The sequence below is a fragment of the Lactobacillus xujianguonis genome (assembly GCF_004009905.1).
GTDB lineage: Bacteria > Bacillota > Bacilli > Lactobacillales > Lactobacillaceae > Lactobacillus > Lactobacillus xujianguonis.
On record NZ_ML136889.1, the window covers coordinates 17346 to 34860 of the forward strand.

At 39.9% G+C, this 17515-nt stretch carries 14 protein-coding genes, 1 tRNA gene and 1 pseudogene; all 16 read right to left on the reverse strand.

Annotated features, from left to right (window positions below):
• Positions 1-77: 77 nt before the first annotated feature.
• Positions 78-1391, reverse strand: a complete 1314-nt coding sequence (locus EJK17_RS07990; protein WP_103661687.1) for a C1 family peptidase — start codon at positions 1389-1391, stop codon at positions 78-80.
• 77 nt (positions 1392-1468) lie between these two features.
• Positions 1469-2410 carry an ABC transporter ATP-binding protein gene (locus tag EJK17_RS07995; protein ID WP_103661686.1) on the reverse strand — a complete coding sequence of 314 codons (942 nt, stop codon included), beginning with the start codon at positions 2408-2410 and terminating at the stop codon, positions 1469-1471.
• 11 nt (positions 2411-2421) lie between these two features.
• Positions 2422-3462 carry an ABC transporter ATP-binding protein gene (locus tag EJK17_RS08000; RefSeq protein ID WP_103661685.1) on the reverse strand — a complete coding sequence of 347 codons (1041 nt, stop codon included), beginning with the start codon at positions 3460-3462 and terminating at the stop codon, positions 2422-2424.
• Positions 3463-3474: 12 nt separating this feature from the next.
• Positions 3475-4506: an ABC transporter permease gene (locus tag EJK17_RS08005; protein ID WP_103661684.1), complete on the reverse strand. Its 1032-nt coding sequence runs from the start codon at positions 4504-4506 to the stop codon at positions 3475-3477.
• An 8-nt stretch (positions 4507-4514) separates the two neighbouring features.
• On the reverse strand, positions 4515-5444 hold the full coding sequence (opp3b, locus tag EJK17_RS08010; protein ID WP_103661683.1) for an oligopeptide ABC transporter permease: 930 nt from the start codon (positions 5442-5444) through the stop codon (positions 4515-4517).
• 193 nt (positions 5445-5637) lie between these two features.
• A complete protein-coding gene (gene guaB, locus EJK17_RS08015) occupies positions 5638-6780 on the reverse strand; it encodes an IMP dehydrogenase (RefSeq protein ID WP_103661682.1) in 1143 nt (380 codons plus the stop codon).
• 153 nt (positions 6781-6933) lie between these two features.
• On the reverse strand, positions 6934-8553 hold the full coding sequence (locus tag EJK17_RS08020) for a peptide ABC transporter substrate-binding protein (protein WP_103661681.1): 1620 nt from the start codon (positions 8551-8553) through the stop codon (positions 6934-6936).
• A 167-nt stretch (positions 8554-8720) separates the two neighbouring features.
• A complete protein-coding gene (locus EJK17_RS08025; RefSeq protein ID WP_103661680.1) occupies positions 8721-9374 on the reverse strand; it encodes an HD domain-containing protein in 654 nt (217 codons plus the stop codon).
• A 25-nt stretch (positions 9375-9399) separates the two neighbouring features.
• Positions 9400-9472, reverse strand: a tRNA-Thr gene (locus EJK17_RS08030).
• An 84-nt stretch (positions 9473-9556) separates the two neighbouring features.
• Complete coding sequence (locus EJK17_RS08035; RefSeq protein ID WP_103661679.1) at positions 9557-9910, reverse strand: hypothetical protein; 354 nt, start codon at positions 9908-9910, stop codon at positions 9557-9559.
• Between the two features lie 177 nt (positions 9911-10087).
• A complete protein-coding gene (gene tyrS / locus EJK17_RS08040; protein ID WP_103661678.1) occupies positions 10088-11350 on the reverse strand; it encodes a tyrosine--tRNA ligase in 1263 nt (420 codons plus the stop codon).
• A gap of 295 nt (positions 11351-11645) precedes the next feature.
• Positions 11646-14633 carry an LTA synthase family protein gene (locus tag EJK17_RS08045; RefSeq protein WP_127796334.1) on the reverse strand — a complete coding sequence of 996 codons (2988 nt, stop codon included), beginning with the start codon at positions 14631-14633 and terminating at the stop codon, positions 11646-11648.
• A 43-nt stretch (positions 14634-14676) separates the two neighbouring features.
• Positions 14677-15294 carry a glycerol-3-phosphate acyltransferase gene (locus tag EJK17_RS08050; RefSeq protein ID WP_103661676.1) on the reverse strand — a complete coding sequence of 206 codons (618 nt, stop codon included), beginning with the start codon at positions 15292-15294 and terminating at the stop codon, positions 14677-14679.
• Positions 15294-16403: an LCP family glycopolymer transferase gene (locus EJK17_RS08055; RefSeq protein WP_103661675.1), complete on the reverse strand. Its 1110-nt coding sequence runs from the start codon at positions 16401-16403 to the stop codon at positions 15294-15296. Before EJK17_RS08055 ends, EJK17_RS08050 begins: the two co-directional genes overlap by 1 nt.
• Before the next feature lie 103 nt (positions 16404-16506).
• Positions 16507-17073 carry an aldose epimerase family protein gene (locus tag EJK17_RS08060; protein WP_103661674.1) on the reverse strand — a complete coding sequence of 189 codons (567 nt, stop codon included), beginning with the start codon at positions 17071-17073 and terminating at the stop codon, positions 16507-16509.
• 128 nt (positions 17074-17201) lie between these two features.
• Positions 17202-17515, reverse strand: a pseudogene (locus tag EJK17_RS08065) (ISLre2 family transposase); the annotation flags it as partial.

The window sequence follows — 17515 nt, forward strand, 5'->3', positions numbered from 1 at the left end:
CTTTTCGTTTTCATCCACTAGATTGCTTCGCAATCTAGAATTGCATTTCTAACAGGCAGAGCCTGTAAGAAATGCAATTATGCCATTGAATCCCAGGCTGGGACTTCTTCTGCTGGACCTTCCGCAATCTTAACTAATTTTTCTGGTAAATATTGCTTCTTAATCACTACCTTAAACAAGTACTCATCAAACCACTTATCATCCATCACAAAGTAGCCGTTTTCGCCGACTTTAGCGCCCCATGAATTTTCAATCTTCCATTGGCGCGGCTTACCGTTCACCACATCTACACCGACCATTGTCATCGCATGAGTTGAACCACTCGCACCAGTTTCCAGGCGCTCTTTCTTGTTTAATTTAGTCTCAATGCCAAAAATGGTATCGGTTGGGTATAAGTCAGCGGCTAAAATACCCTTTTGGCGGTCACTTTGTTTACCAACATCACAGCCAAACCAGAAAGTCTCGCCACCTTCTAATTGCTTTAAGGCAGCTTCTTTCAAGTTCTCAATCTTAGTATTCAAGAATTGCACTGGGGTACCGCCTTGCACATTATCTTCAAAAGGCAGTGCATACAACTTGTCATACTCATGATCAGGCGCATTGAACAAAACAACATAATCATCTAAATCATCAGTGAAGTAATCATGGAAGAAGTCCAATGGCGTTAAGTCTTGCTTCAATTGATACTTACCGTCATCATCCTTAAATTCCAAATCAAATTTTTGCACTGGTTCACCAAAGGCAATCACTGCCATCCGGTAGACTTCACTCAAGAATTCTTGCCGCTTCTTCTCAATTTCATCGTCCTTGCCGGCTTGCGCTAATTTACGCAATACCAAGCCATCTTCACGCAACTTATTGTTCAAAGCCCGGTTGAAAAAGGCAGTGTTATTAGCGGTAAAACTTTCTTCTTGGGCATAACTTGGCACTAAACCATATTTTCTAATCAAAGAAACAGCCATATGCCATTGCCCACCATCAGTATCTGGAGCTTGCATGTAAGAGTGAACTGTTCGATCATCTAGTGGCTTATCAGCAGTATTTAGAATATTATCAAAGAAAATATTTGCCCGCTCGATCCGATCCCAGAAGAAGAGATAATTTTGCGAGAAAGTAAAACTCTTCGCCTTATACTTCTTAGCAAATTCATGCCGCAACACATTCAAGGCTGCAAATACCCAGCAACGCCCTGATTGCTTTTGATCAGTCACATTGTCAGTGGGAATTTCAATTGAAAAAGTCCGGTTTAAAGGACGAATTCCTTCAGTATTCAAACTAGCCTTTTGTAAGCCATTATTAACGACCGCCATTTCAGCGATGCGGTTTTGCTTTTGATCTTTGTAATCTTTTCTAAAGCGGTCGATTTCCGCCAAAGTAAGTTGATGTTTCATATAGAATCCTTTCCAATACTTAATTTGATTAATTATATTATCTAACAAAAAATCCATCCTGGGGGATGGATTTTTTACTATTCATAACTAGCGGCGACTTCTTGATAGTGCGCTACTTCATCATCACTGCAACGCACGAAGTGTCCTGGACGAATTTCATGCATCGTCCGTTCTTTGCCATCGCGCTCTTCTTTGTCAGCGTCATAAGCAATCCGTTGACGTTTACGTTCAACTTCTGGATCTGGTACAGGTACCGCTGAAATTAAGCTCTTCGTGTAGTCATGCAATGGTCGATCATAAACCGCATCAGCGGGACCGACTTCGAGCAATTTACCAAAGTGCATAACCCCAATCCGATCAGAAATAAATTTAACCATGGACAAATCATGGGCAATGAATAAGTAAGTTAAGCCTTGCTTCTTTTGTAATTCAATCATCAAGTTTACAACTTGCGCCTGAATCGAAACGTCTAAGGCTGAAATTGGCTCGTCAGCTACGATAAACTTAGGCTTTACTGCTAAAGCACGGGCAATCCCGATTCTTTGGCGTTGACCACCAGAGAATTCATGTGGGAAACGACTAGCATGATTTTTATTCAAACCAACTGTTTCCAGCAATTCTTCTACCCGGGCACGCCGTTCTTCCTTACTCTTTACTAAATGGTGAATATCTAGTCCTTCCGCAATGATATCTTCAACTGTCATTCGCGGATTTAAAGAAGCATAAGGATCTTGGAAAATCATCTGTGCATCTCGGCGGAATTGAAGCTGTTCTTCTCGCCCTTTCAACTTCTCGACATTCTTACCTTCAAAAATCACTTCACCACTAGTTGGTTTATATAATTGCAAAATTGAGCGCCCAGTTGTCGTTTTTCCTGACCCCGACTCACCTACTAAGCCAAAGGTTTCACCTTCGTAGATGTCAAAGCTAACATCATCCACAGCTTTAGTGGTTACTCGGCCATTTTTGAAGTATTGCTTTAAGTGTTTTACTTCTAAGATTTTCTTCTTTTCTGCCATTGAGATCCCCCTTAGCTGTGTTCTTCTTGCATTAACTTAAACTTCTTCCAGCGCCGTTGAATTTCCTTAGGTGGTTCAACTTTAGGTGCACCTGGAGCCAATAACCAAGTAGCCGCATAATGCGTATCTGAAACTTTGAAGAAAGGTGGCTTACGCTCAACATCAATCTTCATGGCATACTTACTTCTTGGTGCAAAGGGATCACCCTTTGGCGGATCAAGCAAGTCTGGTGGTGTACCTGGGATTGATTCTAAGGTATCACTTTCAAGTGTTGGCATGGAGTTAATTAAGCCCCATGTATATGGGTGTTGCGGATTGTAGAAAATATCATCCACCGTACCATATTCCATAAATTCACCAGCATACATTACTGCTACTCGGTCAGCCATCCCAGCTACCACACCTAAGTCGTGCGTAATGAAAATGATGGAAGTCTTGACCCGCTTTTGCAGGTCTTTCATCAAGTCCAAAATTTCTGCTTGGACAGTTACGTCAAGGGCAGTCGTTGGTTCGTCAGCTAACAAAATTTCTGGTTCACAAATTAAAGCAATGGCAATCACAATTCTTTGCCGCATCCCACCTGAGAATTGGTGAGGATATTCATTAATTCGCTCTTCTGCGTTAGGAATTCCTACCGCCTTCATCATCTCTAATGCCTTAGCCCAAGCTTCCTTTTTCGAAGCGCCTTTATGCTTAATTAAAGGTTCAGCGATCTGTTGCCCAATCTTCATCGTGGGATCAAGTGAGGTCATTGGATCCTGGAAAATCATGGCAATTTCATTTCCACGAATCTTTTGCCATTCTTTTTCTGATAAATCTAACAAATTCTTACCGTGAAAGTTAATCTCACCGCCCATAATCTGGGCATTGCGCGCAAGTAAACCAATAATTGAACGGGTAGTAACCGACTTACCAGAACCGGATTCACCAACGATAGCTAATGTTTCCCCTTCATTTAAATGAAAAGACACATTCCGAATTGCTCTTACTTCCCCAGCATAGGTATGAAAGTCGATTTTTAAATTTTTAACATCTAAAATTCTCTCTGCCATAAGCAATCCTTTCTATCTTTGGCCCTTTGGATCAAAGGCATCACGTAAACCATCACCAAGTAAGTTGAAGGCGATCATCAAGATACACAATACAATTGCGGGATACCACATTTGGTAAGGCAAGAATTGGAAGTTCTTTTGCCCTTCATTTAAAAGTACCCCAAGAGAAGTTTCTGGAGCAGTAATCCCGATCCCGATGAAACTTAAGAAAGCTTCAAAGAAGATCGCACTTGGAATGGTGTACATCGTTTGAATAATGATAATACTTGAAAGGTTAGGTACTAAGTGTTTCCAAGCAATCTTCCAACCTGATTCACCAAGTGAACGCGCTGCTAAAACATACTCTTCATTCTTTAAACTCAAGGTCTCGGCCCGAATCTGCCGTGCCATTGTGGTCCAACTAGAAATCGCAATGCCAAAGATGATTGAAGTAATCCCTGGCTTTAAAACCACTAACATTAAAACTACGATGATTAAGTTAGGAACAGAGGAAATAATTTCAATAATCCGCTGCATGACGTTATCTACGCCCCCGCCTTTCCAGCCGGAGATAATCCCGTACATAACCCCAATTGTAAGATCGAAGAAAGCAGCAACTAAGGCTACGATCAAGGAAATCTTAGTTCCGTAAATAATTCTTTGCCCAAGTGAACGACCTAAATAGTCAGTTCCGGCAATGAAGTACTTATTCTTAGGAACATTGTTTTGCGCATAAGCATCAACCCATTGACCATTTTGCTTGATCTTACCGTTTAAACCATTGATTGCGCCAAAGCCTGGAATTTTGGCTGGTAAGTTAGCGTATTGCGGATGAGATTTAACTAAAGTTGACTTGTTGATAAATGGGGTTGAACCAAAAGCAACAACTACCATCACAATGACTACAATTGCTGAAATCACCGCTGCTTTACGTTGTTTAAATCTGAGCCAAACACTTTGACCAAATGAAAGTGAAGGACCAGCAATTTTTTCTCGATCTTGTGTTTCATCTTGGTTTAAGGGTTCAAATGCATCAGGACTTAACTTTAAATCTTTTTCAGCCATCAAACTTCCTACGCCTCGCTTTCATCTAATCTAATTCGTGGATCAATCAAACCGTAAACAATATCGGTAATCAGTAAGACTACGACTAATCCGAAACAGTAAACCATCGTAATTCCCATGATAGTTGGGTAATCATTAGTCAAAATTGACTTAACAAATTGTTCCCCGATTCCCGGAACGTTAAAGATATTTTCAATAACCATTGAACCAGTCATTAAAGCGACTGCATATGGTCCAATCAAAGTTACTAATGGAATCAGAGAGTTCCGCATTGCGTGCTTGCGAATTACTTCCATGCGGCTAAGACCTTTAGCTTTACCTAATTCAATGTAATCACTACTTAAGGTGTCAACCATACTGGTTCGAATGAACCGAGCCGTTTCTGCAAGTGGTCCTACAGCTAAGGCGATGGTTGGCAAAATGGTCTGTGAGAACTGACCCCAACCGGCGATCGGGAACCAGCCAAGCTTCAAACCAATGTAGTATTGCAGGAGCACTGCTAAAACGAAGTTAGGCACTGATTTACCAATAATTGAGAAAACCGTTGCTGTTGAATCAGCCCATGTTCCTTGTTTCATTGCCGCAATGGCACCAATAATGACCCCCACCACGACACCAAGAATTAAAGCTTGCAGACCTAGTTGCACTGAAGCACCAAGCCGAGCACCAATCAAGGCAGAAACTGGTTGGTTACTGTATTGGAAGGAAGTTCCAAAATCACCATGAAGCATTCCAAAAATGTATATCAGGTATTGTTGCCAAACTGGCTTATTTAACCCGTACTGTTGATCCATGATGTGTCTTTGCGTCATCGTCATCTTTGCTTCATTAGCATATGGTGAACCTGGCATCATCTTCATTAAGAAGAAAGTGACCGTTGCAACAATGAACAAAGTGAGGATCATGTAAAAAATTCGTTTTAAGAGATACCTTGTCATTCGTTTGCAGCTCCTTACTATTAGTTCTCATTAAGTATTTTCTTTTTTAATACTTTTCTTATTATAGCAGAAATATGAGAATAATCTAATAAAAGGTGCATATTTATGAAAATAAAAGAAAAAGGAAAGCGCTAGCTTTCCTTCTTTATCAACTCTTATGAGCATTAACTTTTTTCTGTTTTTCTTATTTATTTTACTTGTAATTTGGCGCAATCTTTGTCATTTGCACATCGTGTGGATGGGATTCACGCAAACCAGCATTAGTAATTTGGACGAATTGAGCGGTTTCAATTAATTTCTTAATATTTTCAGCACCGCAGTACCCCATCCCTGAACGTAAACCACCATCAATTTGGAAAATTACGTCAGCAACATCACCCTTGTATTCAACACGGGCTTCAACACCTTCTGGAACTAACTTGTTAGCTTCGTTAACGCCGCCTTGGAAGTAACGATCGCTTGAACCATGAGCTTGGGCCATGGCACCAACTGAGCCCATCCCACGGTAAGCTTTAAACTTCTTACCATGATCTTCAAAAATTTCACCCGGAGCTTCAGTCGTTCCTGAAAGCATACTACCAAGCATAACCGCATTACCACCAGCAGCTAAGGCCTTAACAACGTCACCTGAATACTTAATCCCGCCGTCAGCAATGATTGGCTTGTTATATTCTTTAGCAGCAGTAGCCGCATCATAGATGGCAGTAATTTGTGGAACGCCCACCCCAGCAACAATTCTAGTAGTACAGATTGAACCAGGTCCAATCCCCACCTTTACTACATCAACGCCGGCATCAAATAAGGCTCTAGTGGCATCCCCAGTAGCCACGTTACCGGCAATTAAAGTGGTCTTTGGGAAGTGATCACGGATTTCCTTAATTTTGCGCAAAACTCCAGCTGAATGACCATGAGCTGTGTCAATGACAATGGCATCGGCTCCTGCTTCAAGAAGTGCTTCTGCTCTTTCAAAAGTATCACTAGTCACTCCAACGGCAGCGGCAACCAATAAGTGGTTTTCACTATCTACAGCAGCCTTAGTTGCACTAGCTGGTACCACAACACTCTTTACGTTTCTCACTTCACCAGCTTGCGCTTGAATGGACATATTCTTGTGAACGACACCTAAGCCGCCTTGAAGAGCCATTGCGATGGCCATTGCGCCTTCAGTGACCGTATCCATCCCGGCACTGATTAACGGAATATGCAATTGTAAATTATCAGCTAATTTGGTGCTCAAATCGACTTCATTTGGCAAAACGTTGCTTTCTGCCGGAATCAATAAAACATCATCAAAAGTTAAACCTTTTTTGGCAAATTTTGTTTCCCAGTTGGACATCGTAAATACTCTCCTTTTTCTAAAGCAAGTTAAATTACCAATACTTTACTAGCGTTGAGCACTTTTTGCAAGAGCAAATTAAAAATAAATTTTCAGCTAAAAAAAGGAATAACCGCCTTCTTGCAGTTACTCCTTTTTTGCTTTATTTAGTTTTTAATTACCGGAAACGTAAGCTCCCTTGAAGTTGTAGTTGGCACCGGCTGCATTGTACACAATGCCCTTAACTGATGGACGTACAAGCCATGCAGTAGTTTGGTAGTAAAGTGGGGTAATCCCTTGATCCTTAAGCAAGATCTTTTCAGCCTTAACTAAGTCGTTAAAGCGGCTTTCATCGTTAGTTGCAGCCTTTGAAGCAGCAATTAACTTGTCGTATTCACTATTAGCCCACTTACCGTTGTTTTGAGCGTTCTTTGAAGTGAATAAGTCATCGAATGAAATTGGGTCAGCGAAGTCAGCACCCCAACCAGTAACAACGATGTCAAAGTTACCCGCAGTTGAACGACTCAAACGAGTCTTGAACGGTAAGTTTTGGACACTAACTTTAGCACCCTTTAAAGTTTCTTCAATTTGACTTTGAAGAGTTTCAGTGGTCTTTTGACCAGCATCAGTATCATCTGACAAGATAGTGAAGGAAACGCTCTTGGTACCTAATTCTTTAAGTGCTTGAGCAAATAACTTCTTAGCCTTGGCAGGATTGTATTGACTGTAATCAGTATCCTTAGTCTTGTCGGCGAAGTCTTGACCTTCAACCTTAGTTAAACCAGTTGAAGTCAATGAACTTGCAGGCTTGTTAGCACCACCTAAAGCATTAGTTAAAGCCTTACGGTTGATTGAAAGTGAAATGGCCCGACGCAAGTTAGCGTTTTGCAAGTTCTTGTTCTTTTGGTTGTATTGTAAGTAGAACGTACTTGAACCTGGACGAAGAGTAAAGCCATTTTGGTGCTTTAAGTTCTTAGTTTGTTGAGCATCAAGAGCTACCGCATCAATCTTGTTAGATTGGTACAAGTTGTAAGCAGTTGATGGGGTCTTTTGAACGCTGTAGTGAATCGTATCTAACTTAACAGCATTCTTGTCCCAGTAATTGTTGTTCTTCTTCAAGTTCCATGAAAGGTTAGAACCAGTCCAGCCGGTTTGCTTAAATGGACCGTTGTAAACCATGTACTTAGAAGCAGTACCGTACTTAGAACCGTACTTTTCAACGGCCTTTTCTTGTTGTGGGAAGAATAATGGAAAGCCCATCAACAACTTAAAGTATGGAATCCGCTTGTCCAAAGAAACAACTAACTTGTTGTTACCTTCTGCCTTAACCCCTAAAGTGTTAACGGCTGCCTTACCAGCAGTAATTTTATCAGCATTGTGAATCCCCTCAAAGAGGTATGAGTATTGTGAAGCGGTCTTAGGATCTACAGTTCTACGCCATGAGTAAACGAAGTCCTTAGCAGTAACTGGTGTACCATCTGACCACTTAGAGTTACGTAAAGTAAAGGTCCAAGTCTTACCGTCTTTACTTACTTGCGTCTTAGAAGCAACCCCATTTTCAACCTTTGAGTTCTTACCTAACCGATAAAGACCTTCCATGACGTTGTTCAATTGATTAAAACTAGTTGCATCAATCGCCTTGGACAAGTCCATGGTTGGAATTTCTGCACTTTCTTCCCAATTCAAGGTCTTCTTATTAGCGCTACTTGAAGAATTATTATTACCACAAGCAGCTAAGACAGCAGCAGAAGCTAAAGCAGTAGCTCCAGCCGCAAATAACTTCGTAAGTTTCATAATACTTGTACCTCCATTTATGAGAAAATTAATAATTTCTCTTAAGCTAATTATCAGTATATCGGACCTAATATGAAATTTCAAGTAATAATTTTAATTTTTGCTCTAATTTTTATAAAAAAGGCCTACAAACGTTGATCTTGTAGGCTTTAAATTATTAATTTTTCTTAAACATTCCACTCCTGCATAAACTCTTCTACGAATTCACGCATATACTTTGTTCTTCGCTCGGCTTCTTTTTTACCAGCGGGAGTATTCATTAAATCAGCAAGCAAGAACAATTTCTCATAAAAATGATTAATTGTCGTTTCTTCATGCTCGCGATACTGATCGTGGCTAACTAATTTTTCTGGTTTAATCTTAGGATCATAGATTAAATTTCCATGCTTACCACCATAAGTAAAAGCACGTGCAATTCCAATTGCGCCCAGACTCTCAATCCGGTCAGCATCCTGGACATATTGACCGGTTAACGGCAAATGATAGTGGTGTTCAATATTCTTAGAAAAAGACATGTGCGTAATCGTAAATAAAATATCTTCAACTTCTAAATTAGTAAAGCCCACCGCAGGTAAAAGTTGCTTAATCTTTGCAATTACTTGTTTAGGATCAGCACAAACTTTTTCATCAATTGTGTCGTGTAAATATCCACCTGCCATAATAATCGCTACGACGCGGCTATCGGCATGAGCAGCCTCATGATCGGCCAGATACATTCTGGCAGCTAAATGCGCCACTCTCGCACCATGATAATAATCATGACCGGTCTGCTCATCGGCTAATTGTTCTTGGACAAAAGTAATCACTTGGCTTAACTCCATGTCTTTTCCCCTTTCTAACTAAAAAAGCTGCTTCTCAGATTTGAACTGAGGCCCTCCTCCTTACCACGGCGGTGCTCTACCTCCTGAGCTAAAGCAGCGTCTTTATTGTAACAAAAAAGCAGGCATTCAACTAGAATACCTGCTCTTTCTTTGGTTAAAATCGTAAGCTTGAAGATTAGAAACTAGTTTTGAGCAACATCCTTAGTGTTCAACCATTTCTTAGCAGCAACCTTAACGATCTTCTTACCGTTAACCTTCTTAACTGCCTTAGCAGTAAATTCTGAACCCATTTTAACTGTCTTATTAGTCTTCTTTGCATTCTTGTTGTAAACGGCAACGGTTTGCTTCTTAGTGTCCTTTACAACAACCATAATCTTTTGTCCCTTCTTAATAGAAGAATCAGTTGGCATAATTTCTGCTGAACCTAAAGGTGCAGCAACCGTTTCAGCTTGAACAACTGGAGCACTCATTCCTGCCAAACTAACAACAAATGCTAAACTTGAAACGACTTTGATTAAACCTTTAACTTGTAACATTTTTAAGACCTACGATTCTATATCACTTATTTATCTCTTTACATCTTTATTATATAACTTCTGTTATTAAATGCAAGTTTTTTTAGAAAAATAAAAAGTACTGTATTTCTTACAGACACAGTACTTTCAACAGCTTTAATAGTAAAAATAAAATAAATATTTTTGGACTATTTTTTGTTATTTAATTCTGACTAAAGTGTACTTTCTCTTACCTTTACGAACAATGACGAACTTACCATCAAAGGCAGTTGAAGGATCTACTTCAAAGTCAAGACTTTGTTCACGGTCACCGTTAACGTAGATGGCACCATTCTTAACATCTTCACGCGCTTGACGCTTAGAAGGTTCAATCTTGGTATCAACTAAGAAATCAACAATATTCTTTTGTTCATTAGCAGCTTCAGCACTTGGAGCTGACTTCAAGCCTTGTTCAATTTGCTTAACTGACAAGTCCTTAATATTGCCTGAGAATAAAGCATCAGTAATCATTTGAGCTTCCTTAAGGCCAGCTTCACCATGAACAAACTTAGTAACTTCTTCAGCTAAACGCTTTTGTGCAGCGCGCTTCCAAGGTTCCTTTTCAGTCTTTTCAGCCAGGTCTTCGATTTCTTCACGGCTAAGGAAAGTAAAGTACTTAAGGTACTTAACCACATCGCGGTCATCTTGGTTAATCCAGAATTGGTAGAATTCGTAAGGACTTGTCTTTTCAGGATCAAGCCAAACAGCACCACCAGCTGACTTACCAAACTTAGTACCATCAGCCTTAAGCATCAATGGAATAGTTAAACCAAAGGCTGGACGATCTGCACCTTCAAGCTTGTGGATCAAGTCAATTCCGGCAGTGATGTTACCCCATTGGTCACTACCACCGATTTGAAGTTGAACGCCGTCATCCTTGTTCAAGTGGTAGAAGTCAATGGCTTGCAAAATTTGATAAGTAAATTCAGTAAATGAAATTCCGTTTTCAAGTCGGCTAGCAACAACGTCCTTGTTAATCATGTTGTTAACTTGGAAGAACTTACCATAGTCACGCAAAAAATCAATCAAGTTAAGTTTACCAAGCCATTCAGCGTTGTTTCTAATTTCAAAGTTTTCCGTACCAAACAATTTCTTCATTTGGTTAGTTAAGCATTCTTCATTATGCTTAACTTGTTCTGCAGTTTGCAAAGTACGTTCAGTCTTACGGCCAGATGGGTCACCGATAGCACCAGTACCACCACCAATTAAAATTACTGGGTGGTAGCCTGCCATTTGAAATCTCTTCAAGATCATGAATGGAATCAAGTGACCGATATGAAGCGAGTCACCAGTTGGGTCAGTCCCACAGTAAAGGGCCAAATCATCGTGTTCTGCTAAGTACTTACGTAAGCCTTCTTCGTCAGTTTCTTGGTTAATGGCGCCACGCCACTTCAAGTTTTCTAAGATATCAAACTTTGCCATATTTTTTTCCTCCAATAAAAAACGCCCCTTGGTAAAAACCAAGGGACGACTAAAAATCATCATTAGCCGTGGTACCACCCACGTTCGCGCAATTGCGCCTTATTAACAGCTGTTAAAGAAGCCACCCTATCAGTATTTCGTCAAATTCGGCCTGCCTAGCTCACACCTACCGCTAGTTCTCTGAACGCTGAACCAAATTGCTACTTCTTCGTTAGTTATGATCTTAACGAGAAATTGCTATTTAGTCAACAGCTTTCATTAGAAAAGATCGAACTTTGCGTTCGATCTTTTCTAATTAGTTATTAGTGTAGAAGCCCTTAGCCTTTAAGCCGTAAGCATCCCCAGCAGTCATATCATATTGAATTGTCTCGTAATCATTAAGCAGAGCTTGTTGTTCATTATTCAAACTCTTAGGATCAACCTTTTGACCCTTTTGATTAATCAATTCAAAGCCCTTATCACCTTCAAAGTTGATGGTGATTGCTGGTAACTTCTTCTGTACTTCAGTTAACAATGCTTGGTAAGGAGTAACCTTACTATTAGTTTGTTCAAGCATCAAAGCAATGAAGTCACTAGTGTTAACGTAGTTGGTCTTCTTACGCAACTTCGTCTTTGCACCGTGTTCACGGGCATACTTGTTGGAGTAAATGAAGTAACGGGTTGAGTGCATTTGAACTGGGTATTGAGCAGTGTAACTTTGTGACAAGATACTTGGGTAGTGGTCACCATAGAAGACAATCGTAATTGGCTTCTTGATCTTATCAATTTGCCCAATAAATTGCTTAACTGCCTTGTCAGTGTATTGCACACCCTTGACGTAAGTTGCCATTTGTTGCTTGACAGCACCACCCTTGAACAAATCACCTGAGATCTTGCCCATGTATTCGTTCTTTGGATACCAGTTGTTGTAAGGCATGTGGTTTTGAATTGAAATTAAGTTAATGAATTGACCACCCTTTTGGGAGTTGATCTGCTTCAAACCATTAGCATAAGCAGTGAAGTCTGAGTTGTATGATGAACTACCTAACTTCTTTTGATCAATAATCTTGTACTTAGAACCAACGTAAACAAACTTATTAAACTTAAAGCGTTTGTAATCTTCAACTCTTGAGTAGTATGAACCGATGAATGGGTGAACAGCTGACTTATAGTCGAAGTCCATTCCGATGGTTGGGTAATACTTGTAACGAGGAACAACTTGAACATAAGGAGTTAAGGTTGATCTAAACATCCCCATGTTAAGACCCGTCAAAGTTTCCCATTCCATGTTAGCTGTACCACCACCGTAACCGGCACTAAGCATACTACCATAAGTAGCACGCTTCTTCATTGATTGAATAAACTTCACTGGATTTGGTGCAGAAGAATCAATCTTAATGGTTGGGAAAGTATATGGATCAACAAAACTTTCACTTAGGTTAAAGACCACGGTTTGATCCTTCAAAGTATTCTTGCGTGACTTGTTAATCTCATCCGCAATCTTTTGATATTTTGCATTCAAATGATCAATAGTGCTCTTAGAGTAATTACTTGGCTTGTTCATAATCTGCAAGTCAATGTAATTCAAGAAGTTCAAAATTGGCCCATTAATCTGAATATCACGTTCAGGGTTTCTAAATGATTGCTTGTTATCGAAACCACGGTTAATGTGGTAAATTACTCCACCATCATGGTTGAAGCGAATTGGGGTTAAGAATAAGAGTAAACTTAATAAAGCCCAAATTCCCCGGTGCCGCCAAGAACTCTTCTTCTTAATTGGGAACTTAATTTCCAAGAAGACATCAAGGGCAATCACAATTATCAAGGCAATTCCTACAACAATCAATAAACTTTGCCCAATCATTGGGATCAAAGTCTTCATGTTGGTAGCTTCGCTTAATTCACTTGGATAAATTGGTTCCCCACGTAAGTTAAGCTTAACCTTGTTGGCAACCGCCCAACCAATGGTGATTACCGTTACCAAGACATTAGAAGTCCAGTAACGCGTAGTCACAAAGTAGAAAATCGTGAACATGGCGTCCAGGAAGATCGTTGTCAAAATAATGGCAAAGAATCTCGTCCCGAGCAAGAAAATGACTGCATTAATGTCCGTGGCAGTTGTAATTTGAATCCGCAATTCATCTGATTCAATTAAGAATGAAATGAAGCTGACAATGTAGAACCAACCCCAAGTCATTAATTGAATCCGGTGCTCGTATGCCCAACTTAAGAATTTAGCCCAAGTATCTTCAACTAATTGTGCTAAATTATCACGCTTACTTGCAAAGAGCATTGCCCGGCGCAGCGGTTTAATTCTAAACAAGTACTTGTTGTAAAGCTTACCTAAAAGTAAGACCACAATCATCATGATGATGACCATCAAGAACTTGTTGAAACCAGCACTAGCAGTGAAGCGGAAAGACTTCATAAATGAGCCCGAAACTGGTGCTTCCATTAGCACAATTACAGGAATGAAGTAACGCATTTCCCGACTAGTGTAAGCTGCAATAACTTTTCTAAAAATCAAGAAGATGGCAATCACCATCAAAGCCATAAACGGTGAACTTGGATTGTTGAGGAAGAAACGGTTCCAAGAATCAAGTCCGCCGCTACGACCAGAAAGTAATTGATACCAGTAAACACCGTTAAAGCCTGGTACCCCAATAAAGACAACTAGGAAGGAAACAAATCCACCTAAAAGTGTCCATTTAAAGGCTTTGCTACTAATCTTGGTATTGGCTAGGAACATCCCCCAAGCGAAATACAAAATTAAGTACACACCATAGATTGAATATTTGAAGTCCATGGTACCAGCACTAGTAGCAAAACCAACTACTGTCAGTAAACTTAAAATTAACAGATTTTGCTTAGTGGTAATCTTGTGTTGCAAATCATACAAGTATGGTTGCACCAGAAAACTGAAAATAATTCCGGCTAAAGTTACTGAAGTACTAGTTAAGATTGGGAAGAATACTCCCCATAACCGCCACATATTGAAACGGCCAGGTAATCTAAAGAAGTAAACTAGATAAAACAGTATCAAAGTAACAACTGCTAGAATCCAGAAGCGTAAGCCTTCCATTGGATGAACTTTTCGCTTACTGTAAACCGCACCGAAGACCATCGGAATGAAAATCATCGTCGCGTTACTTGCCATGATGGAAACAAATCTTAATAAACTTCCAAGTGGAAAACGACTAAGCGTCCCACCGAATTGATAGATCTGTACCAACATGAAGAAAGTAGCAGCAAGTAGGCAAATAATCTGCCAAACTGTCAAAGATTTCTTTTTGCTTTCTTTCATTGTTAATCTCGAATCCTCACTAATTAGTATTTACAGTTCTCCATTATTGCACTTTTATGCCTAATTTTTTCTTAAGAGAAAGTAAAATATCAACTTTTTTACCTTTTCCTGTAAAGAAATCAATAATATCATGCCAAAACTTGATGACCATGATTAACGTGATCACCAAAAAGACAATGCCTGCTTCTCTAGCATGAACAAGTGTATAAAGGCTGAACAGTAACATAAAGACCAAAGGCGGAATCGTCAAATTCTGCATAATGGCAGTTAATACCAAAGCAATCAGCAAAGTGATTAACCCCGCCTTCCAGTCATACGTTACTGCAACTAAAGCTGACACCGCTACTCCTTTACCACCAGCAAAGTGGTGCCAGATTGGGAAGCAATGTCCTAAAATGAGGCCTAAACCTGCATAAACTAGATTAATTTCTCCTGGTAAGGTGAAGTGCACAATTAACAAGGCAATGGCGGTTTTCAATAAATCACCAATGCAAGTTAAAATGCCCCACTTCTTGCCAAAGACGGCACCCATATTGGCAGTTCCGGGATTACCAGAACCTACCTTGGTTGGATCAGCCTTCAGCGCTAACCGTCCAACAATCATGGCAAACAAAAAATTGCCAAAAATATATCCAATTACAATCGCTAAAAATCGCGCCATTAGTTATCACCACTCCCAGCAGAATAATCATCATAAATATGATATTCTTGCACTTTTCCACTATCAAACTTGAAACCATTAGAAATGTTCATTTCATTTTGGTAGGTTTCATTATTGCTGAGGGTTTCTGGTGCTAAGCCTAATTCTTTGCGGCAATAGTCGGAAATTCGTTGTAATTCCTTAGTTGGTTGAATTTGATATGCAGCCTCATTAATCGTAGCTGAGTAACCATGCAAGTAGTCACTCTTTTCATGCTCAGCACTATCACGATAGTTAAGAGCAATCTGCTGCAAGGCATTGAATGGCAAGTTAGTCTTCACGTTACCTGACACCGAAGTCAAAATGGAATCAAGATTCGACAAAGAACTGACTGAAATGGCCTTCTTAATCAAAGTCACAATTACTTGCCGTTGCCGTTCTTGCCGACCATAGTCACCACGCGGATCGTCATAACGCATTCTTGAATAAGCAAGTGCACCTGCCCCGCCCATGTGCGTTAATTGTCCTTTCTTAAAGACATAACCGCCATATTCAAAACTTAAATTAGGCCGAATATTAATCCCGCCAACATAACGGATCATCTTCATAATTCCGCCCATGTTGACCATGGCATAGTATTTCAGGGGAACATTTATTAATTTTGAAACAGTGGCCATCGCCATCTTGGGTCCGCCGATGTTATAGGCGGCGTTAATTTTTTGAACTTTAAATTCATCTGTACCAATCATCTGCGCCATGGTATCACGCGGAACAGAAACTAGGCTGTAGCGTTTCTTAGCTGGGTTAACGATGGCAAGAATAATAGTATCAGTATTTCCCCGCTTTTCCTTACGGTTCAAAGCCCCGGTATCAGTCCCTAACAGCAAAACGGCGAAGCGCTTCTTACCATTAAATTCACCTTTTTTGATGTGGACTTGAGTTTGAGGGTCATAAGTCTTATCAATGGCATTTTTAGTTTTGAAATAAACATAGCCGAAATAAGCCCCTGCTCCCAAAGCTATTACTACAATTGCAGTAATCACCCAGGCTAAAACATGATATTTTTTGTTATAATCTTTGGCGTGTAGTTGAACGCGGCTCTGTGCCGGTTTATTTTCGTTATTTTTCATCTCATTTACTACCTACATTTTGTTAATCAACAATGAATGTATTATATCAAAAAAAGCAGGCCTTGTCGGACTGCTCTTTCTATCTTATTAAAATCATTACCTCTTAAGCGATAGTAAAACTCAACTTAAAGGTGCGGTCGCTCTCTTTATTCAGAGTAGTTTCACACACACAATCTGCCTTTTGGTCAGCAAATTGCAACTTAAAGTCAGTTGACGTTAATTCACCCGAATGATTCTCTGGTCCAGTCAAAACCAATTTATTCAATTCTGTTTGAGCCTGCCACTCCTGGCTTAATGGCATCAAAAAGCCTAAAGAAAATGGCATGTCCTTATTAGAATTATTCTTGAGGTAAAAAGAAACATTTAGTTGATTACCTTCAATGGCATAAGTCACCATCACTTCAAAGTGATATGGAAACTTCTTGTAGCTTTTAGGCGTATCAATCAAAGTTAAGCTGACGCGCGCATCTCCCTTATCCACAACGGTCCAAGGGAGCTTCAGCGCCCAGTTATCGTCGTGACCTAATGCTGGAAACGCAACGGTCACGTGCTCTTGCCCTTCTCTATCTTGCAAATAATCAAAGTTATCTGCTAACTTCACCAGATGATTCATCTGGGCTCCATTCTCATCGACAGAGACTTGTAAGAGAGAATTATCAATTGTTTGCATATTAATCTCCCAAATTTACTCCCCCATAAGTTTGCGCTAAAAAGGGCTCGCTGTCAATTATTCACTAACAATTGTAAGTGTCAAAGTTTTTGCGGTTACTCAAAAACCATTAGTCTGACCTTAATTTCTTAATAATTTATGTGATTTAACATCCGATTGAATTTACTTAAATAGCTGCCACCAACTACTGCTGCTGTTAAGGCTCCGTGTTGAATACCGGTATGGATTTCGTGACGGATTCTCAAACTATCTCTAGCTGCGGCTTGTAATTTCTTACGGTCTAAGCTAATTAGTTTGCTCGTTTCAAAATCACTGTTGAGCCATTCTTCTAAGTCTCCATTCTTGATGCAAGTTAGAATTCGAAGCATGCCTTCGGCACCAGCTTCAGACCAATATTTGCCTTGGCCTTTAACGCGATAAGTATACTTACGGTGATTACTTT

Bases quoted from the DNA above. Each gene is read 5' to 3' on its own strand.
- opp3b (WP_103661683.1), bottom strand. From the start codon at position 5,444: ATGACAAGGTATCTCTTAAAACGAATTTTTTACATGATCCTCACTTTG.
- EJK17_RS08025 (WP_103661680.1), bottom strand. From the start codon at position 9,374: ATGGAGTTAAGCCAAGTGATTACTTTTGTCCAAGAACAATTAGCCGAT.
- EJK17_RS08055 (WP_103661675.1), bottom strand. From the start codon at position 16,403: ATGAAAAATAACGAAAATAAACCGGCACAGAGCCGCGTTCAACTACAC.
- EJK17_RS08005 (WP_103661684.1), bottom strand. From the start codon at position 4,506: ATGGCTGAAAAAGATTTAAAGTTAAGTCCTGATGCATTTGAACCCTTA.
- EJK17_RS08000 (WP_103661685.1), bottom strand. From the start codon at position 3,462: ATGGCAGAGAGAATTTTAGATGTTAAAAATTTAAAAATCGACTTTCAT.
- tyrS (WP_103661678.1), bottom strand. From the start codon at position 11,350: ATGGCAAAGTTTGATATCTTAGAAAACTTGAAGTGGCGTGGCGCCATT.
- EJK17_RS07990 (WP_103661687.1), bottom strand. From the start codon at position 1,391: ATGAAACATCAACTTACTTTGGCGGAAATCGACCGCTTTAGAAAAGAT.
- EJK17_RS08020 (WP_103661681.1), bottom strand. From the start codon at position 8,553: ATGAAACTTACGAAGTTATTTGCGGCTGGAGCTACTGCTTTAGCTTCT.
- EJK17_RS08060 (WP_103661674.1), bottom strand. From the start codon at position 17,073: ATGCAAACAATTGATAATTCTCTCTTACAAGTCTCTGTCGATGAGAAT.
- EJK17_RS07995 (WP_103661686.1), bottom strand. From the start codon at position 2,410: ATGGCAGAAAAGAAGAAAATCTTAGAAGTAAAACACTTAAAGCAATAC.
- guaB (WP_103661682.1), bottom strand. From the start codon at position 6,780: ATGTCCAACTGGGAAACAAAATTTGCCAAAAAAGGTTTAACTTTTGAT.
- EJK17_RS08045 (WP_127796334.1), bottom strand. From the start codon at position 14,633: ATGAAAGAAAGCAAAAAGAAATCTTTGACAGTTTGGCAGATTATTTGC.
- EJK17_RS08050 (WP_103661676.1), bottom strand. From the start codon at position 15,294: ATGGCGCGATTTTTAGCGATTGTAATTGGATATATTTTTGGCAATTTT.
- EJK17_RS08035 (WP_103661679.1), bottom strand. From the start codon at position 9,910: ATGTTACAAGTTAAAGGTTTAATCAAAGTCGTTTCAAGTTTAGCATTT.